Here is a 26,599-nt window from a genome sequence, read left to right as displayed (position 1 = left end):
CCGACGAGACCCCACTGGCCCCCGCTGACCTGCGGTTTCGTCAGGTCGACACCTACAATTGCCGTCTCGGGAAGGGGACTTGATGGACCGCAGCATCCGCACGATCGACGACGTGATGAAACTCCTGGACAGCCTGTTCGAGCCCGCGGCCGACCGCTGGACGGCCGACGGGGCCTCGTGGTGGGACGGCTTCTACGCGGACCGCGACAAGCCCGTGCCGTTCTTCGCGGCCAAGCCGGACGAGAACCTCGTCTCGTACGCCGAGCGGGGCCTCCTCACCCCGGGCCGCGCCCTCGACCTCGGCTGCGGCCCCGGGCGCAACGCGCTGCACCTCGCCGCCCTCGGCCACGAGGTGGATGCCGTCGACCTGTCGCCCGCCGCCCTCGACTGGGCCGCGGAGCGCGCCCGCGAGGCGGGGGCCGACATCCGGTTCCACCACGGTGACGCCTTCGCGCTCGCGGAGACCGCGCTGGCGGGGCCGTACGACCTGATCTACGACTCGGGATGCTTCCACCACCTGCCGCCGCACCGCCGCGTCAGCTACCTCGCCCTCCTGGACCGTGCCCTGGCCCCCGGCGGCCACCTGGCCCTCACCTGCTTCGCGGCCGGCGACGCGGGCATGGGGTCCGAGCTGCCCGACGCGGACTTCTACCGGCAGGCCCGGCTGCACGGCGGCCTCGCGTACACGCCGGACGCGCTGCGCGGGATCTTCTCCGGCCTGACGGAGGTCGAGCTGCGCAGGATGCGGGACGAGCCGTCCGAGTCGGAGCTCTTCGGCGAGCCCTTTCTCTGGACGGCCCTGTTCCGCCGCGAGGGCGGGGGTTCAAAGACAGGCTCTTAGGGCCTGGCGCGGACGAGCCGTACCTTGTCGACGCCGAGCAGGCCCGCAAGCGGGACCTTCGCGGTGGTCTGCCGGGGGTCGACCGTCACCCCGTCGGCGCGCAGGACGTCGAGCAGCATCCCGGCCAGCGGCATCACCATGTGCCGCCCCCAGCAGCGTTCGGAGGCGTGGCCGAAGGGGAGGTAGCCGGGGTGGTCGTCGGGGTCGAGGGCGGCCCAGCGCTCGGGGCGGAACGTGTCCGGGTCGTCCCAGAGCTCCGGGTCCCGGTGGCTGAGCAGCGGCAGCAGCAGGACGTCGTCGCCGGTGCCGATGCGGTCGTCGAGGGCGGGGTACTCGGGGGACGCGTTCCGCAGGATGTTCCAGGACGGGGGCAGCAGGCGCATGGACTCGTACAAAATGTGCTCGTTCGGCGTCCCGTCGTCGAAGGGCGCCCCGAGCCAGTACGCGTTGGCGACGAGCGTGGAGACGGTGAAGCAGACGGGTGCGGCGGCGCGCCGGTACAGGCCCATGGCGTAGCGGCGGTCGCTGTAGGTGGTGGCGTCCGCGGTCAGGCCCGCGATGCTCGTGACGGGTGCGCCCGGGCGGAGCCGGCGGGGCAGGGCGGCGCCGGTGGCGATGACCGTCCAGGTCAGTTTGGGCGTCAGTTCCAGGGTGCGGTCCATGAGGATGCGCAGCCGGTACGGGTCGGCGCCGAGGATCAGGTCGCGCAGGTGGACGTGGCCGACGTGCGGCCACTCCCCGGTGAGGTCGGTGTCCCCCGGCAGCGGCTTCTTCAGCGCCGCCCGCACGTCGCGGCCGATGGCCCGCATGACGGTGGACGCCTCGGTGCGCGGAATGGAGCGCCCGTGGAGCGGCTTGAAGGTGGGGCGTTCGCGTTCGGTTGCGGGTCGCGCGGCGAGGATCTGGTCGGTGAGGGCGGGCCCGGCGACGCCGACGGTGTCGGCGTCGAGGCGGAACACGTCCTGGCCGCGGTGGTCGCGCAGCAGGGCGTGGAGTCGCGGCGTGAAGAGGGTGGTCCGCGCGAGCCGGTCGGTACCGGGCATGGGCATCGGGGATCTCCAGGAGCGGGAGCCCCGGGCCCGGCGGGCCGGTTGGGGGCGGCCTGCCGGGCACGGGTCTCAACGGCGCATTACGTCCCTACGGGATGCGCATCCGCGCGGGATGCGCGCGGTGACCGGTCCGACCTAGTACCAGTGGTACCAGGCGTAGGCCTTGAGGCTCTTCTCGCCGGTGATCTTCTTCTTGAGGGAGCGGACAACCTTCATGTGCGTACCTCCGGTGGGTTCCGTCGGGCCATGCCGTACATGGGCGACATGGACCCGTGGAGCGTCGCGCCACCCGATCAACACCCGATAAACGGACAGCCGGAGCGCGTGAGCGGAACGTGAGCGCGCCGCGAGACCGCCCGCCCGGGGGTCACAGGTCGGCGAGCGCCCCGTCCACCGTGGCGAGCAGCGTCCCGCGGTCGTCCTGTACGCGGCTGAGGACGCGCAGGCCGTAGTACGTGCTCTGCACCCGGCGGGCCACGGTCCTCGCGTCACCGGTGGACCGGATCTCGCCCGCGCGCCGCCCCTCCTCCACGACGGCGCACAGCTCGTCCTCGACCCGGTCGAAGCTGCGCCGCACCGCCTCCCTGACGTCGGGGTCGAGCCCGGCGACCTCGATGGCCGCGTTGATCGCGAAGCAGCCGCGCACGCCCGACTCGTCGAGGTCGGCGTCGACGGCGTGGACCATCATGGCGCGCAGCCGCTCCTTCGCAGGTCCTTCCCCGCGCAGGATCTCGACCTGCTCGGCGGTGGCGGTGTCGTAGTACCGCCGGAGGGCGCGGAGGTAGAGCTGCCGCTTCCCGCCGAAGGTGTTGTAGAGACTCGAAGGGCCGAGACCCGTGCTGTCGCACAGATCGCGCGTCGAGGTGCCCTCGTACCCGTGGCGCCAGAACGTCTCCATGGCCGCGGTGACGACCCGGTCCTCGTTGAACTCTCGTGGTCTGGCCATGCGCCCACGGTAAACGTTTTGGAACGCGCTTACAAAACAGCCACCTCCGGGGTGCGGTCCCGGTGTCCGGGGGTGGTCCTCTGCAGGCGCGCCGCCCACAGCACGCCCGCCGATCCGGTGGCGGCCAGCGCGGCGCCGACCCAGGCGACCGAGGCGTAGCCGTGCCCTGCGTCGATGGTCATGCCGCCGAGCAGCGGGGCGACGGTGTTGCCGACGTTGAACGCGGCCGTGTTGGTCGCGCCGACGAGCGTCGGCGCGCCCGGTGCGAGGGTGAACACCCGGGACTGCAGGGCCGGGTTGGTGACGTACCCGGCGAGGCCGAGCAGGAAGACGAGGGCGATCACCACGGCCGTCACGTGCGCCGTCAGCGCGAGCAGCGCGGAGAAGACGGCGAGTGCGCCGAGCCCGAGGCCGAGCGTGCCGAGGGGACGCGTCTGGCCGGTGCGGCCGCCGATCACGATGCCCGCCATTCCGCCGGCGCCGAACAGCGCGAGGACGGCGGGCACCCACCCCTCGGACACCCCGCTCACCTCGGTGAGCAGCGCCCCCAGATAGCTGAAGGTGACGATGACCGCCCCGAAGGCGAAGGCGGTGACGGCGTACGAGAGCCACAGCTGCGGTCGCGCCATGGCCCGCAGTTCGTCCCGGACCGAGGGGCGGGGGCCCTCGCCGCGGCCGCCGGGGACGAGGAGCAGCGTGCCGATCAGGCTCACCACGGTGGCCGCGGCCACCGCCCAGAACGCGGCGCGCCAGCTGGAGAACTGGCTCAGCACCGTACCCGCGGGCACGCCCACGATGGTGGCGAGCGTGAGCCCGCCCGCGACCACGGCGACGGCCCGCGCCTTGGCGTCGGCCGGTACGAGCGCCACCGCGGTGGCCACGGCGACGCCCCAGTACCCGGCGTAGGCGAGGGCGCTGACCACGCGCGTCACGAACAGGACGGCGTAGCCGGGGGCGAGGGCGCCGATGACGTGGGCCACGACGAAGGCCGCCTGCAAGGAGACGAGCGCCGTGCGGCGCGGCCAACGGAGCGTGGCGACGGCGAGCAGGGGCGCGCCGACGACCATGCCGACCGCGAAGGCCGAGATGAGCAGTCCGGCGTCGGGGACGGACACGCCCAGGTCGTCGGCCATGCCCGGCAACAGGCCGGACAGCATGAACTCCGAGGTTCCCTGGGTGAAGATGCCCAGCCCGACGATGTACACCGCAAGCGGCATGCAGCGGCCCTCCCGGTCGCATGCGGCCGCCCCCGATTTTGGAGCGGCCGCTTCAGAACTGACGAGCAACGACGCTAGCATGTTCTGAAACGGTTGCTTCAAAAAGGGTCGGCCCACTCGGCGCACTCGGCCGACCCGGTCAGGTCACGCCCAGGTCACGCCGGGGCAAGCCGCCACAGCGAGGTCACCTCGGCCGCGCGGGCGGCGTGCAGCGGGTCGGTGGCGTCCGCGGCACGCGGATGGCGCGGCGCGATGTCGTGGCGGTCGACCACCCGCAGCCCGGCCGCGTCGAAGGACGCCAACAGCTCTTCCCGCGTGCGGAGTTCGAGGTGTTCGGCCAGGTCGGAGAGGATGAGCCAGCCCTCCCCCGCGGGCTCCAGGTGCTCGCTGAGCCCGTCCAGGAAGCCGTGCAGCATCGCGCCGCCCGGGTCGTACACGCCCTGCTCGACGGCGGAGGTCGGCCGGGCGGGCAGCCACGGCGGGTTGCACACCACGACCGTGGCGCGGCCCGCCGGGAAGAGGCCCGTGTCGACGACCTCCACCCGCCCTTCGAGCCCGAGCCGTTCGACGTTCTCCCGCGCGCAGGCGAGGGCGCGCGGGTTGATGTCGGTGGCCACCACCCGGTCGACGCCCCGGCGGGCGAGGACGGCCGCGAGCACGCCGGTGCCGGTGCCGATGTCGAACGCCGTACGCCGCGGGGCCGCGCCCCGCCCGGCCGCGTCCGGCAGCGGAGCCTGCGCCACCAGGTCGACGTACTCGCCCCTGACCGGGGAGAACACGCCGTAGTGCGGGTGGATCCGGTCGTCGAGAGCGGGCACGTGCACGCCCTTGGACCGCCACTCGTGGGCGCCGATCACGCCCAGGAGTTCGCGCAGGGAGACCACCATCGGCCCGTCGGGCGGTCCGTACGCCTCATGGCAGGCGGCGCGCACGTCGGGCGCCCGGCGCAGCGCCAGGCCGTGGTCGTCCTCCAGGCGTACGAGCAGCATGCCGAGCACGCGGGCGCGGTGGCCGCGGGCGCGACGGTACAGGTGGAAGGAGTCGGCGGCCGTAGCGCCGGACGCGGCCGCCCTGCCCGAAGCGGACGCCTTGCGCGGCGCGGCCGCCTTCCGGTCCACGCGGCGGCCCAGGGCGCTCAGCAGCTGCCGGGCGCCGTGGAAGTCACCGCGCCACAGCAGAGCGGTGCCCTCGCAGACGAGCCGGTAGGCCACGTCGGCCTTGGTCCGGTCGTCGGCGACGACGACGCGGCGGGGCGCCGGGGCACCGCTCTCGGAGTGCCAGGTGGCCCCCTGAACGGGAGCGTCCGGGCCGGCGCCCGCGTCGGGGCCGGTGGGGTCGTTCTCGGTCCACTCGATGCGGGGCATCAAGGACTCCTTGTGGTCGCGGGGCGCTGGGGCACGTAGAGAGCACGTAGAGCGCTGCGACGCGGGAGACCCTCACGGTCTACCGGGCGTACCGACGTACCGGATGGACTGGACGTACCGGAGACGAGGATATCCCGGGCCAAGGCTCGACCCGGGCCCCGGACCGCCTGGACCTACACCAGATAGAGGCCTGCGAAGTTGTTCCACCCCTCCGGCACCCAGTCGTCGGACGTGCGCGAGGGGTCGTAGTCGAGGAGGCGGGCCAGCAGCATCAGCTCGTGCCAGGCCGCGTCGGTCTCGCGGGCCCAGGCCGCTCCGGCGTTCTCCACCAGGTCGAGCGCCATGGCCACGCGCAGCTCGATGGTGGCGAGTTGTTCGCGGGCCCCCTCGGGCAGCAGCTCGCCGCGCCGGTCCATCATCGCGCGCAGCTGCCCGGCGCAGTCCGCGAGGTGCCCGCGCATGGCCCGGATGTTCGCCTCGGAGGGGCGGGGCGGCACGGACTGCTCCAGGAAGAGGCCGGACGCGAGCGTGTGCCAGTAGTGCGCCTCGCGGAACAGGGGGGCGCGCTGCTCGTCGGGCACGCTGCGGAACTCGGGCGGCGGCTCCTCGCCCCTCTCCAGCGCGTCGGCCCTGGCCTGGTCCACCCATCTCTTCGCCAACTGCCGTACGTCGTCGCGGAGTACCGGACGCATCGTGGTTCCTTCCGTCGTCTTCGGCCCCAGTCGGCCGGGGCCCGTTGCGTGCGTCACATCGCGGAGCCCGCCGCCGGAGCGCGCGGGTCCACCCCAGAAGATCTAGGTGTACCGCCCGCCTCTCCCGCCCCGCACCAGAAAGGCACCACCTCGATGAAGCTGCACACCCATGAGTGGGGCACCGGCGACCGCGTGGCGCTCCTGGTGCACGGAATCATGTCGGACCACCGGACGTGGCGTCGCGTGGGCCCCGCCCTCGCCGACAAGGGCTACCGCGTGATCGGCGTGGACCTGCGCGGGCACGGGGCGAGCGGGCGCGGCGCGTACGGCGCGGAGGTCTTCGCGGACGACCTGGTCGACACGCTGCCGACCGGCGCGGAACTCGCGCTCGGGCACTCGCTCGGCGGTCTGGCGCTCGCCCTCGCGGCCGAGCGGCTCGCGCCCGCGCGGGCCGTGTACGCCGACCCCGCGTGGGCGCTCGGCGGCGAGAACGCGGTCGATCCCGCGGTGTTCGTGGAGTTCCAGCGGGTCCCACGCGACGTCATAGCGAAGTTCAATCCGCGCTGGGAGCCGATCGACGTGGACATCGAGGCCGCCACCCTCGCCGTGTGGGATCCGGAGACCGCACTGTCGCTGTCCGGCGCCGGCGCGGTCGACCGCACTCCGGCAGCGCCCGTCGTGCCCTCGCTCGTACAGGTCGCCGACCCGAGCCCCGTCGTCGGGGACCCGCTCAAGGAGGAGCTGGCGCGGCGCGGTTTTGAGGTGCGCACGGTCCGGGGCGCCGGGCACACCATGCACCGGGACGACTTCGACGCGTTCATGGCGTCCCTGGACGGGTGGATCTAGCGGGACCATCTGGATCCAGCCGCACTCAGGGGGTGGACGCCGGACGGGTGGCGGCACGGAGCATTCGGTGCACGCCACACCCCATTTTTCCTATTTTCCGGTTTTACCCCCATATCGTCATCGGGTGATCACTCTCGTACGGAGATGCGCCGCGCTCTGCGCCCTCGGCACCCTGGCCACCGTCCTCGCCGGATGCGCCGGCGACACCGTCGCACCCGGTCACCCGGAGCGCCCCGCCCGGCCCCCGGCGACCGCCCCGCCCACGCTCGCGCCGGGGCCCTCCGGCCTCACCCCCGTGTTCACGAACGGGTCCCGGACGCGCGGCCGTACCGTCGCCCTCACCTTCGACGCCGACATGACCGCGAACCAGGGCCCCCGCGCGGCGGCCGGCGAACGCTTCGACAACCCGGAGCTCGTCGCCACGCTGCGACGCCTCAAAGTGCCCGCGACGTTCTTCATGACGGGGCGGTGGGCCGAGCAGTACCCGGCCCAGGCCAAGGACATCGGCCGCGACCCCCTCTTCGAGGTCGCCAACCACTCGTACAGCCACCACGCCTTCACCGGCAGCTGCTACGGCCTGCCCGCGGTCCCCGCGGCCCGGATGCGCGCCGACATGGAGCGCGCCTTCACCGCCTTCCGCGCGGCGGGCGTCGAGCGCCCTGTGCCGTACTTCCGCTTCCCGGGCGGCTGTTACGACCGGCGGGCCCTGCGCGCGCTCGCGCCCGGCGGCGTCACCGCGGTGCAGTGGGACGTGGTCAGCGGCGACGCCTTCGCGACGGACCCGGCGGCGGTGGCCCGGCAGGTGCTCGACGGGGTGCGGCCCGGCTCGGTGGTCGTCATGCACTGCACGCGCAGCGCGGCGCCCGCGACGGAGCGTGCCCTGCGCACGATCGTCCCCGAACTGCGGGAACGCGGGTTCCGGTTCGTCCGGGTCTCGGAGCAGATCGGGACGGCGGGAGCCGCGAGGGCGCGGAGCTAGGCTGGCCCGTATGGCGGATGAGGACTACTGCGGGACGGACGGCACGGAGGGCCCGGCTCCGGTGGGCGGCTCGGCGGCGCCGGACGAGCCGCGCGCCGAGTGCGTGCTGTGCCGCGAGCCCACCGAGCACCCGGCGTCCCGCAAGGGCAGCACGCTCTGCCCGGCGTGCGAGTGGCAGGAGGCACAACGGTCGGCCTGCTCCGGCTGAAGGCCCGCCGGGCGGCAGCGGTACCGTGCCCTCCCTCGAACCCGGCAGCGCCTGCGCCACGGCGGCCCCTCCAGCGACGCCGTGGCCCGCGCGCGAAGCCATGGACGCGGCCTCCGTGCGTGCGGCAGCCCACCGCGGTGAACGGCGCGGCGGCCGGGAAGCGTATGGGCACGAAGCACGAACACCGGGCGGGCCGCCCGGCGGCCTTGCCCCCTGCCCCCTGCCCCCTGCCCCCTGCGGGCCGTCCTCCCCCTCGCTGGCAGACTGGTGGCCGTGACCAGTGACGAGACGACCACGCCCGACGTGCGGGACAGCCCGTTCCGCCACGAGAGCACCTCGCGCGACGAGGCCCCGCAGTATGTGCTGCCCCTCGTCGCCCGCATCGAGCGCGCCGCTCCCCCGGCCCGCACGGACGCCCTGGAGACCGCGGCCCGCGCCGTCCTGGTGATGCTGAGCGACGAGCGGTCCCTCGGCGACGGGGAGTGGGCGCAGGCGATGCGCGACTGGCAGGACGCCCGCATCCGCAAGGTGGTGCGCAGGGCGCGCGGCGCCGAGTGGCGCAGGGCGGAGGCGCTGCCCGGCATCACGGTCACCGGCAAGTCGGCGGAGGTCCGGGTCTTCCCGCCGGTCCCCCTGGACGGCTGGCCCAAGGACCTGGCGCGCCTCCAGGTGTCGGGCACGGACCTGGACGACCCGGAGCCCCCGGCCGGCGCCGACCCGGCGCACCCGGTCCTGTGGATGAGCCCCGAGGTCGACATGTCGGCGGGCAAGGCGATGGCCCAGGCCGGCCACGGCGCGCAGCTGGCCTGGTGGGAGCTGCCGGCCGAGGAGCGCACGGCCTGGCGCGATGCGGGCTTCCCCCTCTCCGTCCGCACCCCGGAGGCCGGGCACTGGCGCACTCTGACCACGAGCGGCCTCCCTGTGGTGCGCGACGCGGGTTTCACCGAGATCGCCCCGGGCTCCTGCACCGTGGTGGCCGACCACCCGGCCCTGCGCCGCTGAAAGCCTGTCTTTGAACCCCGCGCCGGAAGGCGACTCCGCCCCGTCCGACATCTCGCGCGGTTGAACGCCCCGCCCGTATCTTCCGTACTCCCCGGTATCACCGGCGACACGGGAGCACCTCGGGAGGCACCTTGCGGCGCGTCAACGGCACGGCTCTGATCATCGCGGCACTCGTCGCCACACTGGGCGCGATCGCGTTCCCCGTGTGGTCGTACGCCGACCGCTCCAGTACCGGGCCCGCCAATCTGGCCGCCGGGTCCGTGGCGACCCAGTGGGGGCCGCTCTCCGCGGCCGACCGGGATCTGCTCGTGAAGGTGCGGCTCGCCGGGCTGTGGGAGATACCCGCGGGGCAGCAGGCCGTCGAGCGCGCGCCGACCGAGGCGATCAAGGAGGCGGGCGACCACCTCATCGTCGGGCACACCGACCTCGACCAGCGGGCCAGGACCGTCGCCGCCCAGCTCGGCGTGGAGCTGCCCAACCAGCCGACCGAGCAGCAGCAGGGGTGGCTGGAGGAGCTGTCGGCGGCGAGCGGTGAGACGTATCAGCGGAAGTTCGCGAACCTGCTGCGCGTCGCGCACGGGAAGGTCTTCAGCGTCGTCGCGCAGGTGCGCGACAGCACCCGCAACTCCCTGATCCGGCAGCTCGCCACGGACGCCAACCAGACCGTCCTCGACCACATCACGATGCTGGAGGCCACCGGGCTCGTCGACTTCGACGGGATCGCGAACGGCGCCGCGTCGACCGCGACCGCCAGCCCCACCGGGCCTCCCCCGCCCTCCGGGGCCGCTCCCCCCGAGCCCGCGCCCGCCGGACCGAGCGGCGACGTCTCCACCACGTCCCGTCCCTCGCCCGCGCCGCCCGGCCGGGTCAACACCGCTCGGCCGGAACCTCAAATGTAGCTCTGAACGTCTTCACCCGAGGGTTCGCCCGCTCCCGGCAGGGCCATGACCTGGGGACGCAGGGGGACGAAGGGGGAACGACATGGAGCGACTTGAGGAGCCGGGGCGGCTGGGGACCGGGATCGGCTGGCGGCCCGAGATCGCGGACGCCGTGGAGGCGATGCCCGGCATCGACTGGGTGGAGGCCGTCGCGGAGAACGTCTGCCCGGGGCATCTGCCGGACTCCCTGGTGCGGCTGCGCGAGCGCGGTGTGACCGTCGTGCCGCACGGTGTCTCGCTCGGGCTCGGCGGCGCGGACCGCCCCGACGAGGGGCGCCTGACCGCGCTCGCCGAGCGGGCCGTCGCGCTCGGCTCGCCGCTGGTCACCGAGCACATCGCGTTCGTGCGCGCGGGCGGCGCACTCACCGCCACGCAGCCGCTGGAGGCCGGTCATCTGCTGCCGGTGCCGCGCACCCGCGACGCGCTCGACGTGCTCTGTGAGAACGTCCGCGTCGCGCAGGACGCGCTGCCCGTGCCGCTCGCCGTGGAGAACATCGCGGCGCTCGTCTCCTGGCCCGGCGAGGAGATGACGGAGGGGCAGTTCCTGTACGAGCTGGTCGAGCGCACGGGCGTACGGCTCCTCATCGACGTCGCCAATCTCCACACGAACCACGTCAACCGCGGCGAGGACCCGGCCAAGGCCCTCGACGAACTGCCCGTCGAGGCCATCGCGTACGTCCATGTGGCGGGCGGCTTCGAGCGGGACGGCGTCTGGCACGACAGCCACGCGCACCCGGTGCCGGAGCCGGTGCTCGCGATCCTCGCCGACCTCGCGTCCCGCGTCGCCCCGCCCGGCGTCCTCCTGGAGCGGGACGAGAACTTCCCCGAACCGGCGGAGCTGGAAAGGGAGTTGGACGCCATCCGGGCCACCGTGAAGGCGTCCGGCGAGCTGCCCGCCGAGGACACGGCCGGCCGCCGCGCGGTCCCGCCCGCCGCCGCGGCCGCCCGGCAGCGCACCGCCGTCGCCCAGGCCGCCCTGCTCTCCGCGCTCGTCGCGGGCACCCCGGCGCCCGAGGGCTTCGACCGCGCGCGCCTGAAGGTGCAGAGCCACGCGCTGGCCGCCAAGCGGGCCGACGTCGTCGCGAAGGTCGCGCCGGAACTGCCGGAGATCCTCGGCACGGCGTACCGCGCCGAGTTCCTCGCGTACGCCAGGGCCCGGCCCATGACCGGCGGCTACCGTCACGACGCCCTGGACTTCGCCGAGCACCTGCTGCTCGTCCGGCGCCCCGAGGGCGCGGAGGCCCGGCGGCGGCTGAGCGACTGGTGGCTGGAGCGGTCGGGTCCGGCACCGCTGTCGCGGCGGCCCGCCGCCAGACTGCTGCACGCCACCCGCCGCGTCCTGCTGGGGCGGTGACGGCATGAGCATCATCGTCACGGTGTACACGGTCGTCGTCTCGCTCGCCGCCGCCGAGCTGATCCGGGGCGTGGTGGCGGCCCGCCGCGCCAGGTCCCCGCACGCGGCGAGGCAGCCGCTCGACGCCGAGCACGGCGCTTTCGTCCGGGGCACCCTGGAGGCCGCCTTCCTCTCCGGCGGGCCCGCGCGCGCCGCGGACTCGCTGATCGCGGGCCTGCACGAGGACGGCCGCCTCGTCGTCGCGGGGCCCGGCGTCGTCGGCATCACCCGCCCGGTGGCCAGGAACACCGGTGAACAGGCCGTCATCGACGCCCACACCGCGGCGCCCAGTGGGGCGCTGCACTGGCTGCGGGTGGCGGCGATGCGGAGCGCGCCGGTGCAGGAGACGGGCGAGGCGCTCGCCCGGCGCGGTCTCCTCGTGCGGCCCGGGCGGCAGCGGAAGTGGCGGCGCTGGGCCGGGGCGCAGATCTTCCTGACCTTCCTCGGGTTCATCGTGTGCGCCATCCTGACCGTGGCGAGCTTCGCGGACAGCTATCCGGAGCCGGGAAGCGCCGACTCGCCGTTCGGCGACGTCGTGGCGCTGCTGCCCGCCACCGCCTTCGGCATGGTCAGCGGATTCGTCTGCCTCGCGGTCACTTCGCGGCAGCTCACCGTCGCCGGGCGGTACGCGCTGCGCGAGTACGTCGCCTCGTCGGGCCACCTCACGGGCGCGGCGCACCTGGTGGCGACGCGCGGCCTCGCGGCGGCCCACCCGGATCTGCGGGACCAGCTGATGGCCGCCGCCCGCGTCCGAGTCCCTGCGCTGTCTCCCGCCGGCCCGCACCCGGCCCCGTACACGCACTCGAACACGTGGAACGCGGGGAGCGGCACGCCCGTGTGGTGCGGGTCGGGCAGCAGCGGCGGGGGTGGCGGCTTCTGCTGCTCGGGCGGCGGGGGCGGGGGCGGCGGCGGGTCGTCCTGTTCCGGTGGCGGGTCCTCCTGTTCCAGCGGCGGAGGCTCGTCCTGTTCGAGCGGGGGCGGCTCGTCCTGCGGTGGCGGGGGCGGCGGCTCCTCCTGCGGCGGGGGCGGTGGGTCGTGTTGAGCAGCCCGCACTCCTTCGTCTGAGGGCGCACGCCGCGACGGTCGGCTCATGGTCCCGGTACGGCAGGTGACGTACTCCCGGCCGTATCGGGCCGTGCCCCGTCCGGGGCGCACTAACGTGCGGTGCCGCAACAGGAGGCACCATGCGACTGCGAACCGTCAACGGCACCGGCCTCATCGTCGCGGGGCTCGTCGCGACCCTGGCCGCGCTGATCTTCCCCCTCTGGTCGTACGAGGACCGCTCGGGCACCGCACTCGACAGACTCCGCGCGGACACCGTGTCCACCGACTTCGGGCCGCTGTCCGCGCTGGACCGGGACTTCATCAGCAAGGTGCGCCTCGCGGGCCTGTGGGAGCTGCCCGCAGGACAGCAGGCCGAGGAGCGCGGCACCACCGAGGCCGTGCGGACCGCGGGCGAGCATCTCGTCGAGGGCCACACGTTCCTGGACGCGCGCGTACGCGAGGTCGCGACCCGGCTCGGCCTCGCACTGCCCAGCCGGCCGAACCGCCAACAGCGCGACTGGCTGGCGGAGTTGAGCGGCGCGCGCGGCGGGACGTACGACGAGAAGTTCGCGAACGTCCTGCGCCGGGCCCACGGCAAGGTCTTCTCCGTGGTGGCCGAGGTGCGCGCGAACACCCGCAACTCCCTGGTGCGCGCCCTGGCCGACGACGCGAACACGACCGTCCTCGACCACATCAAGGTCCTGGAGGCCACCGGCCTCGTCGACTTCGACGGGCTCGCCCGGGACGCGGCGACGACCGGCCCGGCCGAGCCGGTCGCGCCGTCGCCCACGTTCCCGCTGCCGCCCGCGGCCTCCCGGCCGAACCCCGCGACGGAGAGCGAGAGATGACATCCGGCGCCAGAGAAACGGAACGTTATCCACCCGTCACCGAGTGTCCACATAGTGAATAAGGCGTGGCGCCATGCGACGCCTTCGCATAGAAAACCGCCATGTTCTGGGTACCCCTGCTCCTCCTCGCCTGGGCCGCGGCCGGTCTCTCCTGCGGTCGGCTCTGCGTCGCCGCGAGCCGCGCCGCCGCGCAGGAGAAGGCCGTGACGCCCGGGCACGAACTCACCGTCTACGAGGCGGCGTTCCTGTCCGGCGGCCCCGCGCGCGTCGCCGACGTGACGCTGGTCGCGATGGCCAGGGCGCGGCGGCTGCTGATCGCGCACACCGGCTGGACGACCGTCGTCGACCCGGTCGGCCGCGACGACATGGAGCGTTCGGTGCTCGGCGCGATCGGCCCGGCCGGGCAGTCGCGGATAGCGCCGGTACGCCGGGGCGCGGCCGCCGCCGACCCCGTGCGGGCGCTCGCGGACCGGCTCGTCGCGGCGGGCCTCGCCGTCCCGGACGGCATCGCCTCGGGGGTCGCGGCCGCGGTGCGCCAGGTGCGGGCCGCGACTGCCGTGGTCCTCGGCCTCGGCGCCGTCGCGGCGCTGATGCCGGCGCAGGAGCGCGGGGCCGCCGGGCAGGGGGTGCCGGTCGCGGTCTGGTTCGGGCTGCCGCTGCTGCTGTGCACGGCCTGCCTGCTCATCGCCCGCATGGAGATCCACCCGTACACGCGCTGGGCGCCCCCCCGCGGGCCAGCGGCTCCTCGGCGCGCTGCCGGCGCGCGGCGAGGAGCTCGTCGCCGTCGCCGTGCGCGGGGTGCGCGCGGCGGGCGATCCGGGGCTGCGGGCCGCCTTCTCCGAGCGGCCGCACCGCGGGGCGACGCAACGGGGTCATTGAGCCGACACCGGCAGGCCGGTGCTTTACTTCGCAAATTACCGGACGAATCATCACTTTTGTTCGAGCAGTACCCGGAACGCACGGCCGGACAAAAGAGGTAAAGAGCGCGATGAGAGCAGCAGCCGCCCGCTACGGAACCGCCGGATCCCTGGTCCTGACCGCCCTCGTCGCCACCCCCGCGGGCAGCGCGAGCGGCAGCCCGCCCTCCCCCGAGATGTCCGGCACCACCGTCGCCGCGCAGCGCGCCGAGGCCGCAGGCATCCGCTGGGGCGCCTGCGCCGAGGCCGAGGGCCTTCCCCCGTCCGTCCGGTGCGGCACGGTCTCCGTACCGCTCGACTACGCCCGCCCCGAGGGCAAGCAGATCAAGCTGACCGTCAGCCGCGCCAAGGCCACAGGGAAAGCGGCGAAGAGGGCGGTCGGCCGGCAGGGCGCGCTGGTCTACAACCCGGGCGGGCCCGGCGCGTCCGGCACGTACTTCCCGCTCGTGGGCGCCCTACCCGAGTGGAAGCGCATCGCGGCGGCGTACGACCTGGTCGGCTACGCCCCGCGCGGGGTCGACCGCTCGGCGCGGCTGTCCTGCCAGGACCCGAAGCGGTTCGGCAAGGCGCCCTCGCAGGCGCCGACCCACCCCGACGCCTCGTACAAGCGGGAGCGCGTCGCGCGGGCCAAGGCGTACGCGCGGGGGTGCGCGGACCGCAACCCGGGGCTGCGCCACTACACGTCGCTGAACAACGCGCGGGACCTGGAGGTGCTGCGCGCGGCGCTCGGTGAGCGGAGGCTGACGTTCATGGGTGCCTCGTACGGCACCTACTTCGGTGCCGTCTACGCGACGCTGTTCCCTTCGCACGTGCGCCGCATGGTCTTCGACTCGGCGGTCAACCCCGATCCGACGCAGGTCTGGTACGGCAACAACCTCGAACAGTCGCTGGCGTTCGAGCGGCGGTGGGCCGACTTCCGCACCTGGGTGGCCAAGCACGACAAGACGTACCACCTCGGCAAGACACCGGAAGCCGTCCAGCGCAGCTACGAGAAGGTGCGCGCCGAGCTGGCCCACGAGCCCGCGGGCGGCAAGGTCGGCCCCGGCCAGCTGCAGGGCGCGTTCCTGCAGGCCGGTTACTACGACGACTACTGGCCGATGCGCGCGTCGGCGCTCTCCGCGTATCTGAAGGGCGACCCGAAGCCGCTGATCGAGCAGGCCGCTCCGGAACCGAGGGCGGCCGCAGAGAACGAGAACGGCAACGCCGTCTACACCGCCGTCGAGTGCAACGACGCCCCTTGGCCCACCGACTTCGAGACCTGGGACCGCGACAACTCACGGCTCGCGCGCGTGGCCCCCTTCGAGACCTGGGACAACGCCTGGATGAACCTGCCGTGCGCCTACTGGCCGGCGCCGCGGCAGCGGCCCGTCGACGTGCGCACGGCCCCGGGCGAGCTGCCGCCGACGCTGATCCTGGCGGCCGAGCGGGACGCGGCGACCCCGTACGAGGGCGCTCTGGAGCTGAACCGGCGGCTCTCCGGCTCGGCCCTGGTGACCGAGGAGAACGCGGGCACACACGGCATCGCGGGCGGTCCCAACAAATGCGTCAACGCCCACTTCGAGGCGTACCTCCTGGAGGGCAGGCTCCCTGTGCGGCACGCGTCGTGCGCGCCGCACAAGGAGCCCGCGCCGTCGTCCGGAGCACGGGCGGCGGAGCTGCCGCGCGAGCGTTAGGCGAGGCCGGCCACGAGCTCCGCCACGGACTTGCGGCGGCCGGTGAAGAACGGCACCTCTTCGCGGACGTGCATGCGGGCCTCGGAGGCGCGCAGGTGACGCATGAGGTCGACGATGCGGTACAGCTCGTCGGCCTCGAAGGCGAGCAGCCATTCGTAGTCCCCGAGGGAGAACGAGGCGACCGTGTTGGCGCGCACGTCGGGGTAGCCGCGGGCCATCTTGCCATGGTCGGCGAGCATGCGGCGGCGGTCCTCGTCGGGCAGCAGGTACCAGTCGTAGGAGCGCACGAAGGGGTAGACCGAGACGTAGTTGCGGGGCGTCTCGTCGGCGAGGAACGCCGGGATGTGCGACTTGTTGAACTCGGCGGGGCGGTGCAGCGCCATGTTCGACCAGACCGGCTCCAGGGAGCGGCCCAGCTTGGTGCGGCGGAAGAGGTTGTAGGCCTCCTGCAGCTCGTCGGCGGTCTCGGCGTGCCACCAGATCATGACGTCGGCGTCGGCGCGCAGCCCCGAGACGTCGTAGGTGCCGCGGACGGTGATGTCCTTGGCGGCGAGCTGGTCGAAGAGGTCCTGGACCTCTTCGGCGTAGCCCGCGCGGTTCTCGGGGAGCACGTCGCGCAGCTTGAAGACGGACCACAGCGTGTAGCGGATGACCTCGTTGAGGTCCTTCGCCTTCTTGCCGGCGTTCGGGGTCTTGCCGATGACTTCGGCGGGAGCGTCACTCATGCGGCTATTCTCCTCCGCCGCCGTGCAGGCTCTGCACCGGGTTGCGGGTGAGCTCCTGCACACCCGCCGCGTCGCCTGCCAGCTGGTCGACGGCGGCGTTGGCGCTCGCGACGCAGGCCGGGATGCCCACGCCGTCGTACGCCGCCCCGCAGACCGCGAGGCCGGGCAGCTCCGCGACGTGGGAGCGGATGCGGGCCACGCGCGCGTGGTGGCCCACCGGGTACTGCGGGAGGCCGTCGTCCCAACGGGTGACGCGGGTGGCGACGGGGGCGGCGGTCAGGCCGGTGGCCTCGCGCAGGTCGTGCCGGGACAGCTCGACGAGCTCGGCGTCGTCCCGCTGCAGGATCTCCGTCTCGCCGCACCGCCCGACGGAGGTGCGGAGCACCAGCAGGTCGGGGTCCTGGCGGTCGATCCAGCCCCACTTGCGGCTGGCGAAGGTCGACGCCTTGATGGTGTGCCCGTCGACGGGCGGCACGAGGAAACCGCTGCCTTCGGGGAGGTCGGTCTCGCTCCGGCGGTAGACGAGGGTCATGAGGGCCATGGAGGCGTACTCGACGGTGCGCAGCTCGGCGGCGGCCGCGGGCGACTCGGCGTCCAGGAGCTTCGCGGCGGCGGGCGCGGGGAGCGCGAGGACGACGGCGTCGGCTTCGAGGACCCCGCCCCCGGTGACCACGTGCCATCCTTCGGCCGTCCGCCGCAGCTCCGTGACCGGCGTGTCCGTCAGGATTTCGGCGCCACGCGCGCGTACCGCGTCGGCGACGGCGAGCGGCAGCCCGCCGACGCCGCCGTCGATGCCCATGAAGACGGGCCCGGCCTGCGGGCCCTTCGCGGCGGCGCGCGCCTGGATGGCGCGGACGCCCTCGGTGAGGGAGGCGTGGGTGCGGGCCGCCTCGAAGAGCTGCGGGACGGCCGAGCGCATCGAGATGCGGTACGCGTCTCCCGCGTACACCCCGCCGAGCAGCGGTTCCACGAGGCGGTCGACGACCTCACGGCCCAGGCGCGCGGCGACGTACTGGCCGACGGCGACGTCGTCGCCGACTTCGGTGGGCGGCAGCTCGCGGTCCCGCCCGATGCGGCGCAGGCCCTCTTCGGAGAGGACGCCCGCCAGGGCGGACGCGTCACCGGGCACGCCCATGACGTGGCCCTTGGGCATGGGGCGCAGGGCGCCGCGGGTCCAGATGGCGGCGGTCGCGGTGGCGGGCGGCTGGAGCCGGTCGGCGAGACCGACCTCGCGGGCGAGGGCGACGGCCTCGGGGCGGCGGGCGAGCATCGACTCGGCGCCGAGGTCGACGCGGACCCCGGCGATCTCGGCGGCGTGCAGCTTGCCGCCGAGCCGGCCGGACGCCTCCAGGACGGTCACCCGCCGGTCCGGGCCGGTGGCGAGCAATCGGTGCGCGGCGGCCAGCCCTGCGATACCGCCCCCGATGACGACGACATGGCCGTTCCCCGTACGTGTGTCCGTTTCGCGCATGCCTCCACTCTCTCAGACAGGCGAGTCCCGACCGTGACCGCATCGGAACCGGTCGGCAACCATCGTTCCTGCCCTCTCCGGCGTCGAAGGAGCATCAGTTCACCGTCCCCGGGGGGTACGCCGATGCACGCGTCAGGGAAGTCCGCTCACCGCACCGTCCAGGCCCTCGCGGGCCTTCTGCTCGCGATCGCGCTGGCGCTCACGGGGTGCACCGCGGGCAGTGGCGGCGACAGTGACAGCGGCGGCGACGGCAAGGCCGCGGGTCTCGCTCCCGAAGGGCAGGAGAAGGGTGTCGGCGGCGGGCAGGCCGACCAGTCCGGGAACTCCGCATCCGGCGCCCGCGACGGCGGCAGGCGCAAGCCGCCGAAGCCGACCGGCACCCACGTCATCCGCACCGCGAAGCTCACCGTCCGCGTCAAGGACGTGCCCGAGGCGCTCGACGAGGCCCGGCGGGTCGCCGAGGAGGCCGGCGGCATCGTGGGGGACGAGAACACCTCCCGCGACGGCGAGGGGCGCGAGCGCTCCCGTGTCGTCCTGCGCGTGCCGCAGGACGAGTACGCGGACACCCTCGCTGCCCTCGAAGGCACCGGCAAGCTCGTCGGCCGGGACGCGAAGGCGCGGGACGTCACCGACCAGGTCGTCGACGTGGAGAGCCGCATCAAGTCGCAGCGCGCCAGCGTGGCACGGGTGCGGGAGCTGATGGACAAGGCCACGAAACTGAGCGATGTCGTCACCCTGGAGGGGGAGTTGAGCACGCGTCAGTCCGACCTGGAGGCGCTGCTCGCCCAGCAGGCCTCGCTGAAGGACCGGACGAGCATGGCCACGATCACGCTCTCGCTCACCGAGAGCCACGCGAAGCCCGAGGCCAAGGACGACGACCCGTCGTTCGTGGACGCGCTCGCGGGCGGCTGGGACGCGTTCGTGACGGCGCTGCGCTGGGTCGGGATCGTCCTCGCCGCGGTGCTGCCGTTCGCGGCGGTGGCCGCGCTGCTGCTCGCCCTGTGGCTGTGGGTCGTGCGTCCGCTGCGCTCCCGCCGCCCGGCCACGGCTCCCGCGGGTCCGGGTGTCCCGGCGCGTGAGGGGGACGACGACTGAAAGACTGCCGCGCGTCGTAGCGTGTCCGTATGAGCAGCACACGTGAGCGACTTGTGGTCATCGGGGGCGACGCGGCCGGCATGTCGGCGGCGTCGCAGGCGCGCAGACTCAAGGGCCCCGACGAGCTGGAGATCGTCGCGTTCGAGCGCGGCCACTTCACGTCGTACTCCGCCTGCGGCATCCCCTACTGGGTGGGCGGCGCCGTCGGAGAGCGGGACGAGCTGATCGCGCGGACGCCCGAGCAGCACAGGGAGCGCGCCATCGACCTGCGGATGCGCACGGAGGTGGTGCGGCTCGACGTGCCGGGCCGCCGCGTCCTGGCCCGCGACCTGGCGGCGGGCGAGGAGTACTGGACGTCGTACGACAAGCTCGTCATCGCCACCGGCGCCCGGCCCGTCCGCCCGCCGCTGCCCGGCATCGACGCCCCCGGGGTGCACGGCGTGCAGACCCTCGACGACGGGCAGGCCCTGCTCGACACGCTGACGGGGACGCCGGGCCGCCGCGCTGTCGTCATCGGCGCGGGCTACATCGGCGTGGAGATGGCGGAGGCGCTGGTCGGCCGCGGCTACGAGGTGACGGTCGTCAACCGGGGCGAGGAGCCCATGTCGACGCTCGACCCGGACATGGGCCGCCTCGTGCACGACGCGATGACTGGCATGGGCATCGGGATGGTGAACGACGCCGAGGTCACCAAGGTCCTGACGGGCGACGACGGGCGGGTCAGGGCGGTGGCGACGGAGGACGCCGAGTACCCGGCGGACGTGGTGGTGCTCGGCCTGGGCGTACGTCCCGAGACGACGCTGGCCCGCGAGGCGGGGCTGCCGCTGGGCGAGCACGGCGGACTGCTGACCGACCTGTCGATGCGGGTGCGCGGGCACGACGACATCTGGGCGGGCGGGGACTGCGTGGAGGTCCTGGACCTGGTGTCGGGGCGCGAGCGGCACATCGCGCTCGGCACGCACGCCAACAAGCACGGGCAGGTCATCGGCTCGAACGCGGGTGGCGGTTACGCGACGTTCCCCGGTGTCGTCGGCACGGCCGTCAGCAAGGTCTGCGACCTGGAGATCGCCCGTACCGGACTGCGCGAGAAGGACGCGCGGGCCGCCGGGTTCCGGTTCGTGACGGTGACCGTCGAGTCGACGAGCAGGGCCGGTTACTACCCGGGCGCGGCCCTCATGACGGTGAAGATGCTGGCCGAGCGGCGCACCGGGCGGCTCCTCGGTGTGCAGATCGTCGGCCGGGAGGGCGCGGGCAAGCGCGTCGACGTGGCGGCCGTCGCGCTGACGGCGCAGATGACGGTGGAGCAGATGACGGCGCTCGACCTGGGGTACGCGCCGCCATTCTCCCCGGTGTGGGACCCGGTCCTCGTCGCGGCGCGCAAGGCGGTGGCGGCGGTGCGGGCGGACCGGAGCTGAGCGCCCCCGGCGCGCCCCGAACGCGCCCCCCTTTCGCGCCCCCCTGCCGAGCCGGAACACACTTGCCGCGCAGGTCAGAACGCGCTTGCTACGAAAGAAGGGCGGCAGGGCGCCGCGCTCCGCATGGCCGATTCAGGAGGTTCGGGCCGTTCGGACTTCGCGCTCCCCGGGAGCGCGCCCACGGCCACCACATGTAACCAGCACCCAACGGCGCCGCCGAGGACCGCAACCCCCCTGAGCGGCCACAGCTCTCCCAAGCAGCCACTTCCAAGGGGCGCCACCCGCCCCACTCCCTCCCCGCACGCACCTCTAACGGAACGCCGTCTCTTTTCCGCCACCTTTCACAGAACCGGCACAGACCCCACAGGTGGGCCGCACTATGTGACGCGTCAGAGCGGCACGGACACACACGGCGACGTGTGAACCTGCCGTTGGGGGGCGGGCCTCGGGGTGGGACACACCCCCGCGGCCCGACCGTGGAGGGGACCACACACCGCATGAACCACACCGCACGAGCGGCGGCTCTCGGCGCCGCCGCTCTGCTTCTCGCGCTCTCGCTGCCCGGCGCCTCACCAGCCGCGGCAGCCGGTGCGCCCCGCGTGGACCTACGCGTCCTCGTGGTGACCGACGGTGGCCCCGCCACCACCGCGATCACCGCCGAACTGGACGGCCAGGGCACGCCGTACACCACGGTCGACCTGCGCCGGAGCGAGCGCCCGGCGATCGACGACGCGTTCCTCGCGGACACGGTGAACGGCCGGGCGCGGGCCAGGTTCCAAGCCGTCGTCCTGCCCAACGACAACCCGTTCGGGGCGGGCTCGGCGGAGATGGCCGCCCTCGCCTCGTACGAGCAGACGTATGCCATCCCGCAGGTGGACGCGTACACCTACGCCCGGCCCGAAGCGGGCCTGCGGGCACCGAAGTTCAGCGGATCGCTCGACGGCGTGCGGGCGCAGGTGACCGCGGCGGGCAGGGGAGGCCCGTTCGGCTACCTCGCGGACCAGGTGCCCTTCGAGAACAACTCGCCCTCCACCAGCGAGAGTTACGGCTTCCTCGCCGATCCTGCGCCCGGGGCGGACTTCACCAGTTACGTGGACGCACCGGTCCCCGGCGGCTCCGGGCGCGGCTCGCTCGTCGGCGAGTACCGCCACGACGGCCGGCGCGAACTGGTGGTCACCTTCGTCTACAACGAGCACCAGCAGCAGTTCCGGCTGCTCGCCCGCGGCATCGTCGACTGGCTGACCCAGGGCGTCCACCTCGGCTCGTCCCGCAACTACTTCGCCGTCCACGTCGACGACGTCCTCGGCGCCGACGACCGCTGGGACGAGGACCTGAACTGCACGCCGGGCGACGTGGACTGCCCGCGGGACCAGGGCACGCCGGACCCGATCCGGATGACGGCGGACGACGCGGCCCACGCCACGCAGTGGTCCAAGGACCGAGGCTTCCCGCTCGACATGGCCTTCAACGGCGGCGGCAGCGAGCTCCACCGCGAGCAGAACGGCGGCTCGGACCCGCTCGCCGACCGGCTGATCGCCGACCGGGCCGGCCACCGCTGGATCAACCACACGTACAACCATCCATTCCTCGGCTGCGTCCAGGACGTCGCCACCGTGCCGTGGACGTGCGCGAAGAACACGGACGGCAGCACCCGGTACGTCTCGCGCGCCGACATCTCCCAGCAGATCTCCGACAACCGCGCCTGGGGCCAACGGGCCGGACTCCCCCTGGACAACGGCGAGTTGGTCACGGGCGAACACTCGGGCCTGAAGCTCCTGCCGCAACAGCCCGACGACAACCCGAACCTGGGCCCGGCACTGCGGGACAACGGCATCGACCGGCTCGGCTCGGACAACTCCCGGGACAGGAACCAGCGCCCGGTGGGCCCCGCCCTGACCGTGCCGCGCTTCCCGATGAACGTCTTCTACAACGCGGGCCGCACCGCCGAGCAGATCGACGAGTACAACTGGATCTACACCCGCAAGGCCGACGGCGGCAGCGGCACCTGCGAGAACTCCTCCGTCGCCACCTGCCTGGACGAGCCCCTCGACCTCACGACCGGCTACGAGGACCACATCGTGCCGGTGGAGTCGACGATCGCCCTCGGCCACACCCTGGCGAACGACCCACGACCGCACTTCATCCACCAGTCGAACCTCGCCGAGGACCGCATCGCGTACCCCGTCCTGGACCGCGTCCTCGACACGTACGACGCGCTGTACGCGGAGAACACACCCGTGGTCAACCTGCGGATGTCCGACATCGGCGACGAGCTGCGCTCCCGCGCCGCCTGGGACACGGCGGTCCGGGCGGGCCGCGTGACCGCGTACCGGATCGGCGACACCGTGACGGTCCAGGCACCCGCGGGCGTCACCACCCGCGCCACCATGCCGACCGGCACGGTGCAGCAACAGCTCATCGGCACGGCCAAGTTCGGCACGGCCTACGCGGGCAGAACCTCCGGCTGGACCGCACCGCCCCTGCTCCAGGACAGGGTCACGCTCACCCTGCCGACCACTCCGGCAGCGGCGGCCACGCGAGACGGAAGCCCCGCCCGCACCGCACCCGCACAGAAACAGCCGGTACCTCCCGGCACGACGCAGCACGTGAAACCGGGCACGGCGGGCCACACCCCGAACACAGTCCCGACGCACGGCTGACAGCAACTCGCACCGCATACGCCCCACCGGTGGTCGGAGGCCGACGAGACCGGAGGGGACGTGGGGGTATGTGCGAACGGAGCACCGAGCGCACATCGGCGTCTTTGTCCGTGTGCCGCGGCGCAGGGATGGCGAGTACGCACATACCCCCGCGGCCCCGCCCCACCACGCACCTCAAGCCACCCGGCCGCAAGCATCTCACCCGCGGAGCCCACCGATGCTCGACCCAGCCATACCCCCACCCCACCGCCACCCGCACTCCCGCCCCCGCGTGACCCTCCTGACCGAAGGCACCTACCCGCACAGCCACGGAGGCGTCAGCGTCTGGTGCGACCAGCTCGTCCGCGGCATGCCCGACGTGGACTTCGGCGTGCTCGCCGTCACCGGCACCGGCGCCGAGAGCCCCGCCTGGGAACTCCCGCCGCACGTCGCCGAGCCCGTCTGCCTGCCCATGTGGGGCCCACCCCCGCCAGGCGCCGTCCCGCACGGCCGCCGCAGACGCCAACTCCTCGCTTCCTACGAGCAGTTCCTCACCGCTCTGCTCGACCCGGCCGCAGAGGACGGCTTCGCGCCCGCTCTGCACGAACTCGCCCGGCACGCCCGCGACGGCGCCCTGAGCCCGGCCCTGCGCACGGACCGGGCGGTGCGGGTCCTCTCCTCCGTGTGGAACGCGCCGGGCCGCGCCACCGCCGGGGCGCGACCGACGATGCACGACGCCGTCACCGCGACGGCCCTGCTCGAACACGCGCTGCGCCCGCTCGCCGCCCGACCGCCCGAGCACGGCGTGTGCCACGCGGTCAGCGGCGGCATCGCGGCACTGCCGGGCCTCATCGCCCGCGAACTCCACGGCGTTCCGCTCCTGTTGACCGAGCACGGCGTCTACCTGCGCGAGCGCTACCTCGGCTACCGCACCGGCCCGTACAGCCGGCCGGTCAAGACCGTGCTGCTCGGCTTCTACCGGCTGCTCGCCGAGGAGACGTACCGCAGCGCCGCCCTGATCACCCCCGGCAACCGCTACAACCGCCTCTGGGAGGAGCGCGGCGGCGCCGACCCCGCCCTCATCCGCACCGTCTACAACGGCGTGGACCCCGCGGCGTTCCCGCCCGCGGGCCCCGAGCCGGAGACCCCGACCCTCAGCTGGGCGGGCCGGGTCGACCCGATCAAGGACCTGGAGACGCTGATACGTTGCTTCGCCCGGGTCAGACGGGAGTTGCCGGCCGCCAGGCTGCGCCTGTTCGGCGGCACACCGCGCGGCGGCGAGGCCTACCGCGAGCGCTGCGAGGCGCTGGCCGCCGAGCTCGGCCACGGCGACGCGGTGGTCTTCGAGGGCCGCGTCGAGCACATCAAGGACGCCTACGCGGCGGGCAGCGTCGTCATGCTGTCCAGCATCAGCGAGGGCTTCCCCTTCACGCTGATCGAGGCGATGTCCTGCGGCCGGGCCACGGTCTCCACCGACGTCGGCGGGGTGCGGGAGGCGGTGGGGCCGACCGGGCTCGTGGTGCCGCCGCGCGCGCCGGACGCCATGGCGCGGGCGGTGCTCGAACTGCTCCGCGACCCGGCGCGCCGCGCGGCGATGGGCGAGGCGGCGAGACTCCGCGTGATCGAGCAGTTCACGCTCCGCCAGACGGTGGACACCTTCCGCGCGATCTACGAGGAACTCACCACCGCACACCACCGACGCAGCCCCCACATACCCGAGTTGTCCGAGCGCGGCGACCTCCGAAGCGAGGTGGCGGGATGAGCGGCCCCCTCCCCCTGAGACCCCATAGCCCCCTGAGCCCTCCGAGGCCCCTGAGGCCCCGCACTCATGACCCCAGGCACACCGACGACACCCTCACCCTGCGCCTGGCCCGCCCGCCGCGCCCCGCCACGGGCGACGACGCCCGGTCACGGCCGCGTCCACGCGCCTCGCTGCGCCCGGCCAGGGCGGACGACCCCGTCGACCGGCTCGCCGCCGAGCTCGCGGAGGACGCCGGGGCGGCCGTACACCCCTATGAGGTCGCGGCGCTCCTGGAGTCGCAGGGCATGACCGGCGACCGCATCCAGGAGACGTACGGGCACCCCGATCTGTTCTCGCTGGCCGACGCCGTCTTCCGGCGCGTGCCGCGCAGCCACCCGGAGCCGCCGGCGCCGCCGGACGCGTGGCGGCCGGACCACCTGCGCTGCGCGCTGCGCGGCCTGCTCTTCGCGCTGCCCGGCGCGGCGTACCTGCTGATGGCGGGCGCCGGACACACGGGCGCCGGGCAGCCGGGCGCCTGGCAGTCGGGGGCCGGGCTGCGCGGCCTCGTCGCCGCCGCCCTGGTGTCCTGGGCCTGGTCCCAGGCGCTGAGCCACCGGGCGTACGTACGGTTCGCCGCGGGCCCGCACGAGGCCGGGCGCGCGCTGCTGCTTGGCGCGCCCGCGGGCGCCGCGGCCGCTTCGGGGGCGGGGCTGCTGGCCGCGGGCCCCGGCGCCGCCGCGCTGTTCGCCGTGGGGCAGTCCTGCTATCTGGCGGCGGCCGGGGTGCTGCTGGTGCTCGGCCGCGAGAAGGTGCTGGCCGCCACGCTGCTGCCGGTGGCGGCGGGCGCCGCCGCGCTGCCCTGGTGGGCGCCCCCGGGGCTCCTGCGCACCGGCCTGCCGCTGCTCTCCGTCCTGCTCGCGGTGGCCGCCGCGGGGCTCGCCCTGCGCTCGGCGCTGCGGGCCGCCCCGGTGCCGGGCCCCGTCCCGGGTCCGGCGAGTTCGGTCCCGTACGGCCTGTTCGGACTCGCGGCCGGACTGCTGACTCTGGTGTCGGGCCGTCAGGACCCGTACGGGGTGGTGGTGTTGACGCTGAGCATGGGCCCCGCCGAGTGGCTGCTCTACCGCTTCCGCGGGCTCGCCGTGACCGCCCTCCACGCCTCGGCCACCCCACGGGGTTTCCTGCTGCGCGTCTCCCGCGCGCTGACCGTGTGCGGTACGGCCTATCTCGTCGCGCTCGCCCTGGGCGCGGCCCTCGTCGGCGCCGAAGTCTCCCAACTCATCCTGCTCGGTGCGGTGTTGTGGCTGGCGTTGCTGCTTCAGGCGTTCGGTGTGGGGTGGCCGTCCGCCGCGCCCTGCCTGGCCGCCGCGGCCGCCGCCACGGCGCTCCCCCTGACCGGCGCCCTGTCCGCGCCCACCGCACAGCTCATCGGCTGCACGGCCGCCACCCTCGCCCTCGCGGCCGTCACCGTCCACCACCTGGGCAGGCCGACGGCGCACGCCTGAGCCTCCCCCCTACGCCGCGCGACACCGGACCACCGCACCACGCCGCCCCGCACC

At 74.0% G+C, this 26,599-nt stretch carries 24 protein-coding genes; 16 read left to right on the top strand and 8 right to left on the bottom strand.

Features of this window, described 5'->3' with window-relative positions:
* The first annotated feature begins 82 nt into the window (after positions 1–82).
* A complete protein-coding gene (locus AB0H82_RS12835) occupies positions 83–841 on the top strand; it encodes a methyltransferase domain-containing protein (protein ID WP_362991815.1) in 759 nt (252 codons plus the stop codon).
* Here the strand turns inward: AB0H82_RS12835 and AB0H82_RS12830 are convergent.
* The 6 genes from AB0H82_RS12830 to AB0H82_RS12805 form a co-directional block, all read right to left on the bottom strand.
* Positions 838–1,890 carry a cytochrome P450 gene (locus tag AB0H82_RS12830; RefSeq protein WP_362991813.1) on the bottom strand — a complete coding sequence of 351 codons (1,053 nt, stop codon included), beginning with the start codon at positions 1,888–1,890 and terminating at the stop codon, positions 838–840. The genes AB0H82_RS12835 and AB0H82_RS12830 overlap by 4 nt on opposite strands.
* 135 nt (positions 1,891–2,025) lie before the next feature.
* Positions 2,026–2,106 (bottom strand): tryptorubin family RiPP precursor, encoded by an 81-nt coding sequence (locus AB0H82_RS12825; RefSeq protein WP_223828759.1) that lies wholly within the window; start codon positions 2,104–2,106, stop codon positions 2,026–2,028.
* A gap of 151 nt (positions 2,107–2,257) precedes the next feature.
* On the bottom strand, positions 2,258–2,836 hold the full coding sequence (locus tag AB0H82_RS12820) for a TetR/AcrR family transcriptional regulator (protein WP_362991811.1): 579 nt from the start codon (positions 2,834–2,836) through the stop codon (positions 2,258–2,260).
* Positions 2,837–2,865: 29 nt separating this feature from the next.
* The gene (locus tag AB0H82_RS12815; protein ID WP_362991809.1) at positions 2,866–4,053 is read right to left on the bottom strand and encodes a Cmx/CmrA family chloramphenicol efflux MFS transporter; all 1,188 of its coding nucleotides are present in this window, start codon (positions 4,051–4,053) and stop codon (positions 2,866–2,868) included.
* Between the two features lie 155 nt (positions 4,054–4,208).
* A complete protein-coding gene (locus tag AB0H82_RS12810) occupies positions 4,209–5,417 on the bottom strand; it encodes a class I SAM-dependent methyltransferase (protein WP_362991807.1) in 1,209 nt (402 codons plus the stop codon).
* A gap of 173 nt (positions 5,418–5,590) precedes the next feature.
* Entirely contained in the window at positions 5,591–6,109 is a 519-nt protein-coding gene (locus AB0H82_RS12805; RefSeq protein ID WP_362991805.1) for a hypothetical protein, read from the bottom strand.
* A 153-nt stretch (positions 6,110–6,262) separates the two neighbouring features.
* On the opposite strand from AB0H82_RS12805, the gene AB0H82_RS12800 reads away from it, so the two are divergent.
* From AB0H82_RS12800 to AB0H82_RS12755, 10 genes are all read left to right on the top strand, one after another.
* Positions 6,263–6,955, top strand: a complete 693-nt coding sequence (locus tag AB0H82_RS12800) for an alpha/beta hydrolase (RefSeq protein ID WP_362991803.1) — start codon at positions 6,263–6,265, stop codon at positions 6,953–6,955.
* A gap of 124 nt (positions 6,956–7,079) precedes the next feature.
* Positions 7,080–7,934 (top strand): polysaccharide deacetylase family protein, encoded by an 855-nt coding sequence (locus tag AB0H82_RS12795; RefSeq protein ID WP_362991801.1) that lies wholly within the window; start codon positions 7,080–7,082, stop codon positions 7,932–7,934.
* Between the two features lie 10 nt (positions 7,935–7,944).
* Complete coding sequence (locus AB0H82_RS12790; RefSeq protein WP_362991799.1) at positions 7,945–8,142, top strand: hypothetical protein; 198 nt, start codon at positions 7,945–7,947, stop codon at positions 8,140–8,142.
* A gap of 273 nt (positions 8,143–8,415) precedes the next feature.
* Positions 8,416–9,144: a peptidyl-tRNA hydrolase gene (locus tag AB0H82_RS12785; protein ID WP_362991797.1), complete on the top strand. Its 729-nt coding sequence runs from the start codon at positions 8,416–8,418 to the stop codon at positions 9,142–9,144.
* A 131-nt stretch (positions 9,145–9,275) separates the two neighbouring features.
* Positions 9,276–10,043 (top strand): DUF4142 domain-containing protein, encoded by a 768-nt coding sequence (locus AB0H82_RS12780; RefSeq protein ID WP_362991795.1) that lies wholly within the window; start codon positions 9,276–9,278, stop codon positions 10,041–10,043.
* A gap of 82 nt (positions 10,044–10,125) precedes the next feature.
* The gene (locus AB0H82_RS12775; RefSeq protein ID WP_362991794.1) at positions 10,126–11,436 is read left to right on the top strand and encodes a DUF692 domain-containing protein; all 1,311 of its coding nucleotides are present in this window, start codon (positions 10,126–10,128) and stop codon (positions 11,434–11,436) included.
* Positions 11,437–11,440: 4 nt separating this feature from the next.
* Positions 11,441–12,517 (top strand): TIGR04222 domain-containing membrane protein, encoded by a 1,077-nt coding sequence (locus AB0H82_RS12770; RefSeq protein WP_362991792.1) that lies wholly within the window; start codon positions 11,441–11,443, stop codon positions 12,515–12,517.
* A gap of 142 nt (positions 12,518–12,659) precedes the next feature.
* Positions 12,660–13,367, top strand: coding sequence for a DUF4142 domain-containing protein (locus tag AB0H82_RS12765; protein ID WP_362991790.1), 708 nt, complete (start codon positions 12,660–12,662; stop codon positions 13,365–13,367).
* A 101-nt stretch (positions 13,368–13,468) separates the two neighbouring features.
* On the top strand, positions 13,469–14,347 hold the full coding sequence (locus AB0H82_RS12760) for a TIGR04222 domain-containing membrane protein (RefSeq protein WP_362991788.1): 879 nt from the start codon (positions 13,469–13,471) through the stop codon (positions 14,345–14,347).
* Between the two features lie 8 nt (positions 14,348–14,355).
* Positions 14,356–15,957 carry an alpha/beta hydrolase gene (locus tag AB0H82_RS12755; protein WP_362991786.1) on the top strand — a complete coding sequence of 534 codons (1,602 nt, stop codon included), beginning with the start codon at positions 14,356–14,358 and terminating at the stop codon, positions 15,955–15,957.
* Here AB0H82_RS12755 and hemQ read toward each other — a convergent pair.
* Both hemQ and hemG read right to left on the bottom strand, forming a co-directional pair.
* Entirely contained in the window at positions 15,954–16,682 is a 729-nt protein-coding gene (gene hemQ, locus AB0H82_RS12750) for a hydrogen peroxide-dependent heme synthase (RefSeq protein WP_362991784.1), read from the bottom strand. The genes AB0H82_RS12755 and hemQ overlap by 4 nt on opposite strands.
* Before the next feature lie 4 nt (positions 16,683–16,686).
* Entirely contained in the window at positions 16,687–18,153 is a 1,467-nt protein-coding gene (hemG, locus tag AB0H82_RS12745) for a protoporphyrinogen oxidase (RefSeq protein WP_362991782.1), read from the bottom strand.
* A 123-nt stretch (positions 18,154–18,276) separates the two neighbouring features.
* Here hemG and AB0H82_RS12740 point away from each other — a divergent pair, with 123 nt between their 5' ends.
* The 5 genes from AB0H82_RS12740 to AB0H82_RS12720 all read left to right on the top strand — a co-directional run bounded on the left by AB0H82_RS12740 (position 18,277) and on the right by AB0H82_RS12720 (position 26,545).
* A complete protein-coding gene (locus AB0H82_RS12740; RefSeq protein ID WP_362991780.1) occupies positions 18,277–19,248 on the top strand; it encodes a DUF4349 domain-containing protein in 972 nt (323 codons plus the stop codon).
* A gap of 29 nt (positions 19,249–19,277) precedes the next feature.
* Positions 19,278–20,663: an FAD-dependent oxidoreductase gene (locus AB0H82_RS12735; RefSeq protein WP_362991778.1), complete on the top strand. Its 1,386-nt coding sequence runs from the start codon at positions 19,278–19,280 to the stop codon at positions 20,661–20,663.
* A gap of 497 nt (positions 20,664–21,160) precedes the next feature.
* The gene (locus tag AB0H82_RS12730; RefSeq protein WP_362991776.1) at positions 21,161–23,323 is read left to right on the top strand and encodes a hypothetical protein; all 2,163 of its coding nucleotides are present in this window, start codon (positions 21,161–21,163) and stop codon (positions 23,321–23,323) included.
* Between the two features lie 217 nt (positions 23,324–23,540).
* Positions 23,541–25,064 carry a GT4 family glycosyltransferase PelF gene (gene pelF / locus AB0H82_RS12725; protein ID WP_362991774.1) on the top strand — a complete coding sequence of 508 codons (1,524 nt, stop codon included), beginning with the start codon at positions 23,541–23,543 and terminating at the stop codon, positions 25,062–25,064.
* The gene (locus AB0H82_RS12720) at positions 25,061–26,545 is read left to right on the top strand and encodes a hypothetical protein (RefSeq protein ID WP_362991772.1); all 1,485 of its coding nucleotides are present in this window, start codon (positions 25,061–25,063) and stop codon (positions 26,543–26,545) included. Before pelF ends, AB0H82_RS12720 begins: the two co-directional genes overlap by 4 nt.
* Positions 26,546–26,599: the final 54 nt, after the last annotated feature.

The sequence above is a fragment of the Streptomyces sp. NPDC050732 genome, assembly GCF_040654255.1.
Lineage (GTDB): Bacteria > Actinomycetota > Actinomycetes > Streptomycetales > Streptomycetaceae > Streptomyces.
The sequence above is the reverse complement of the archived record's forward strand: the minus strand, read 5'-3'. Positions and strand labels throughout refer to the sequence as shown.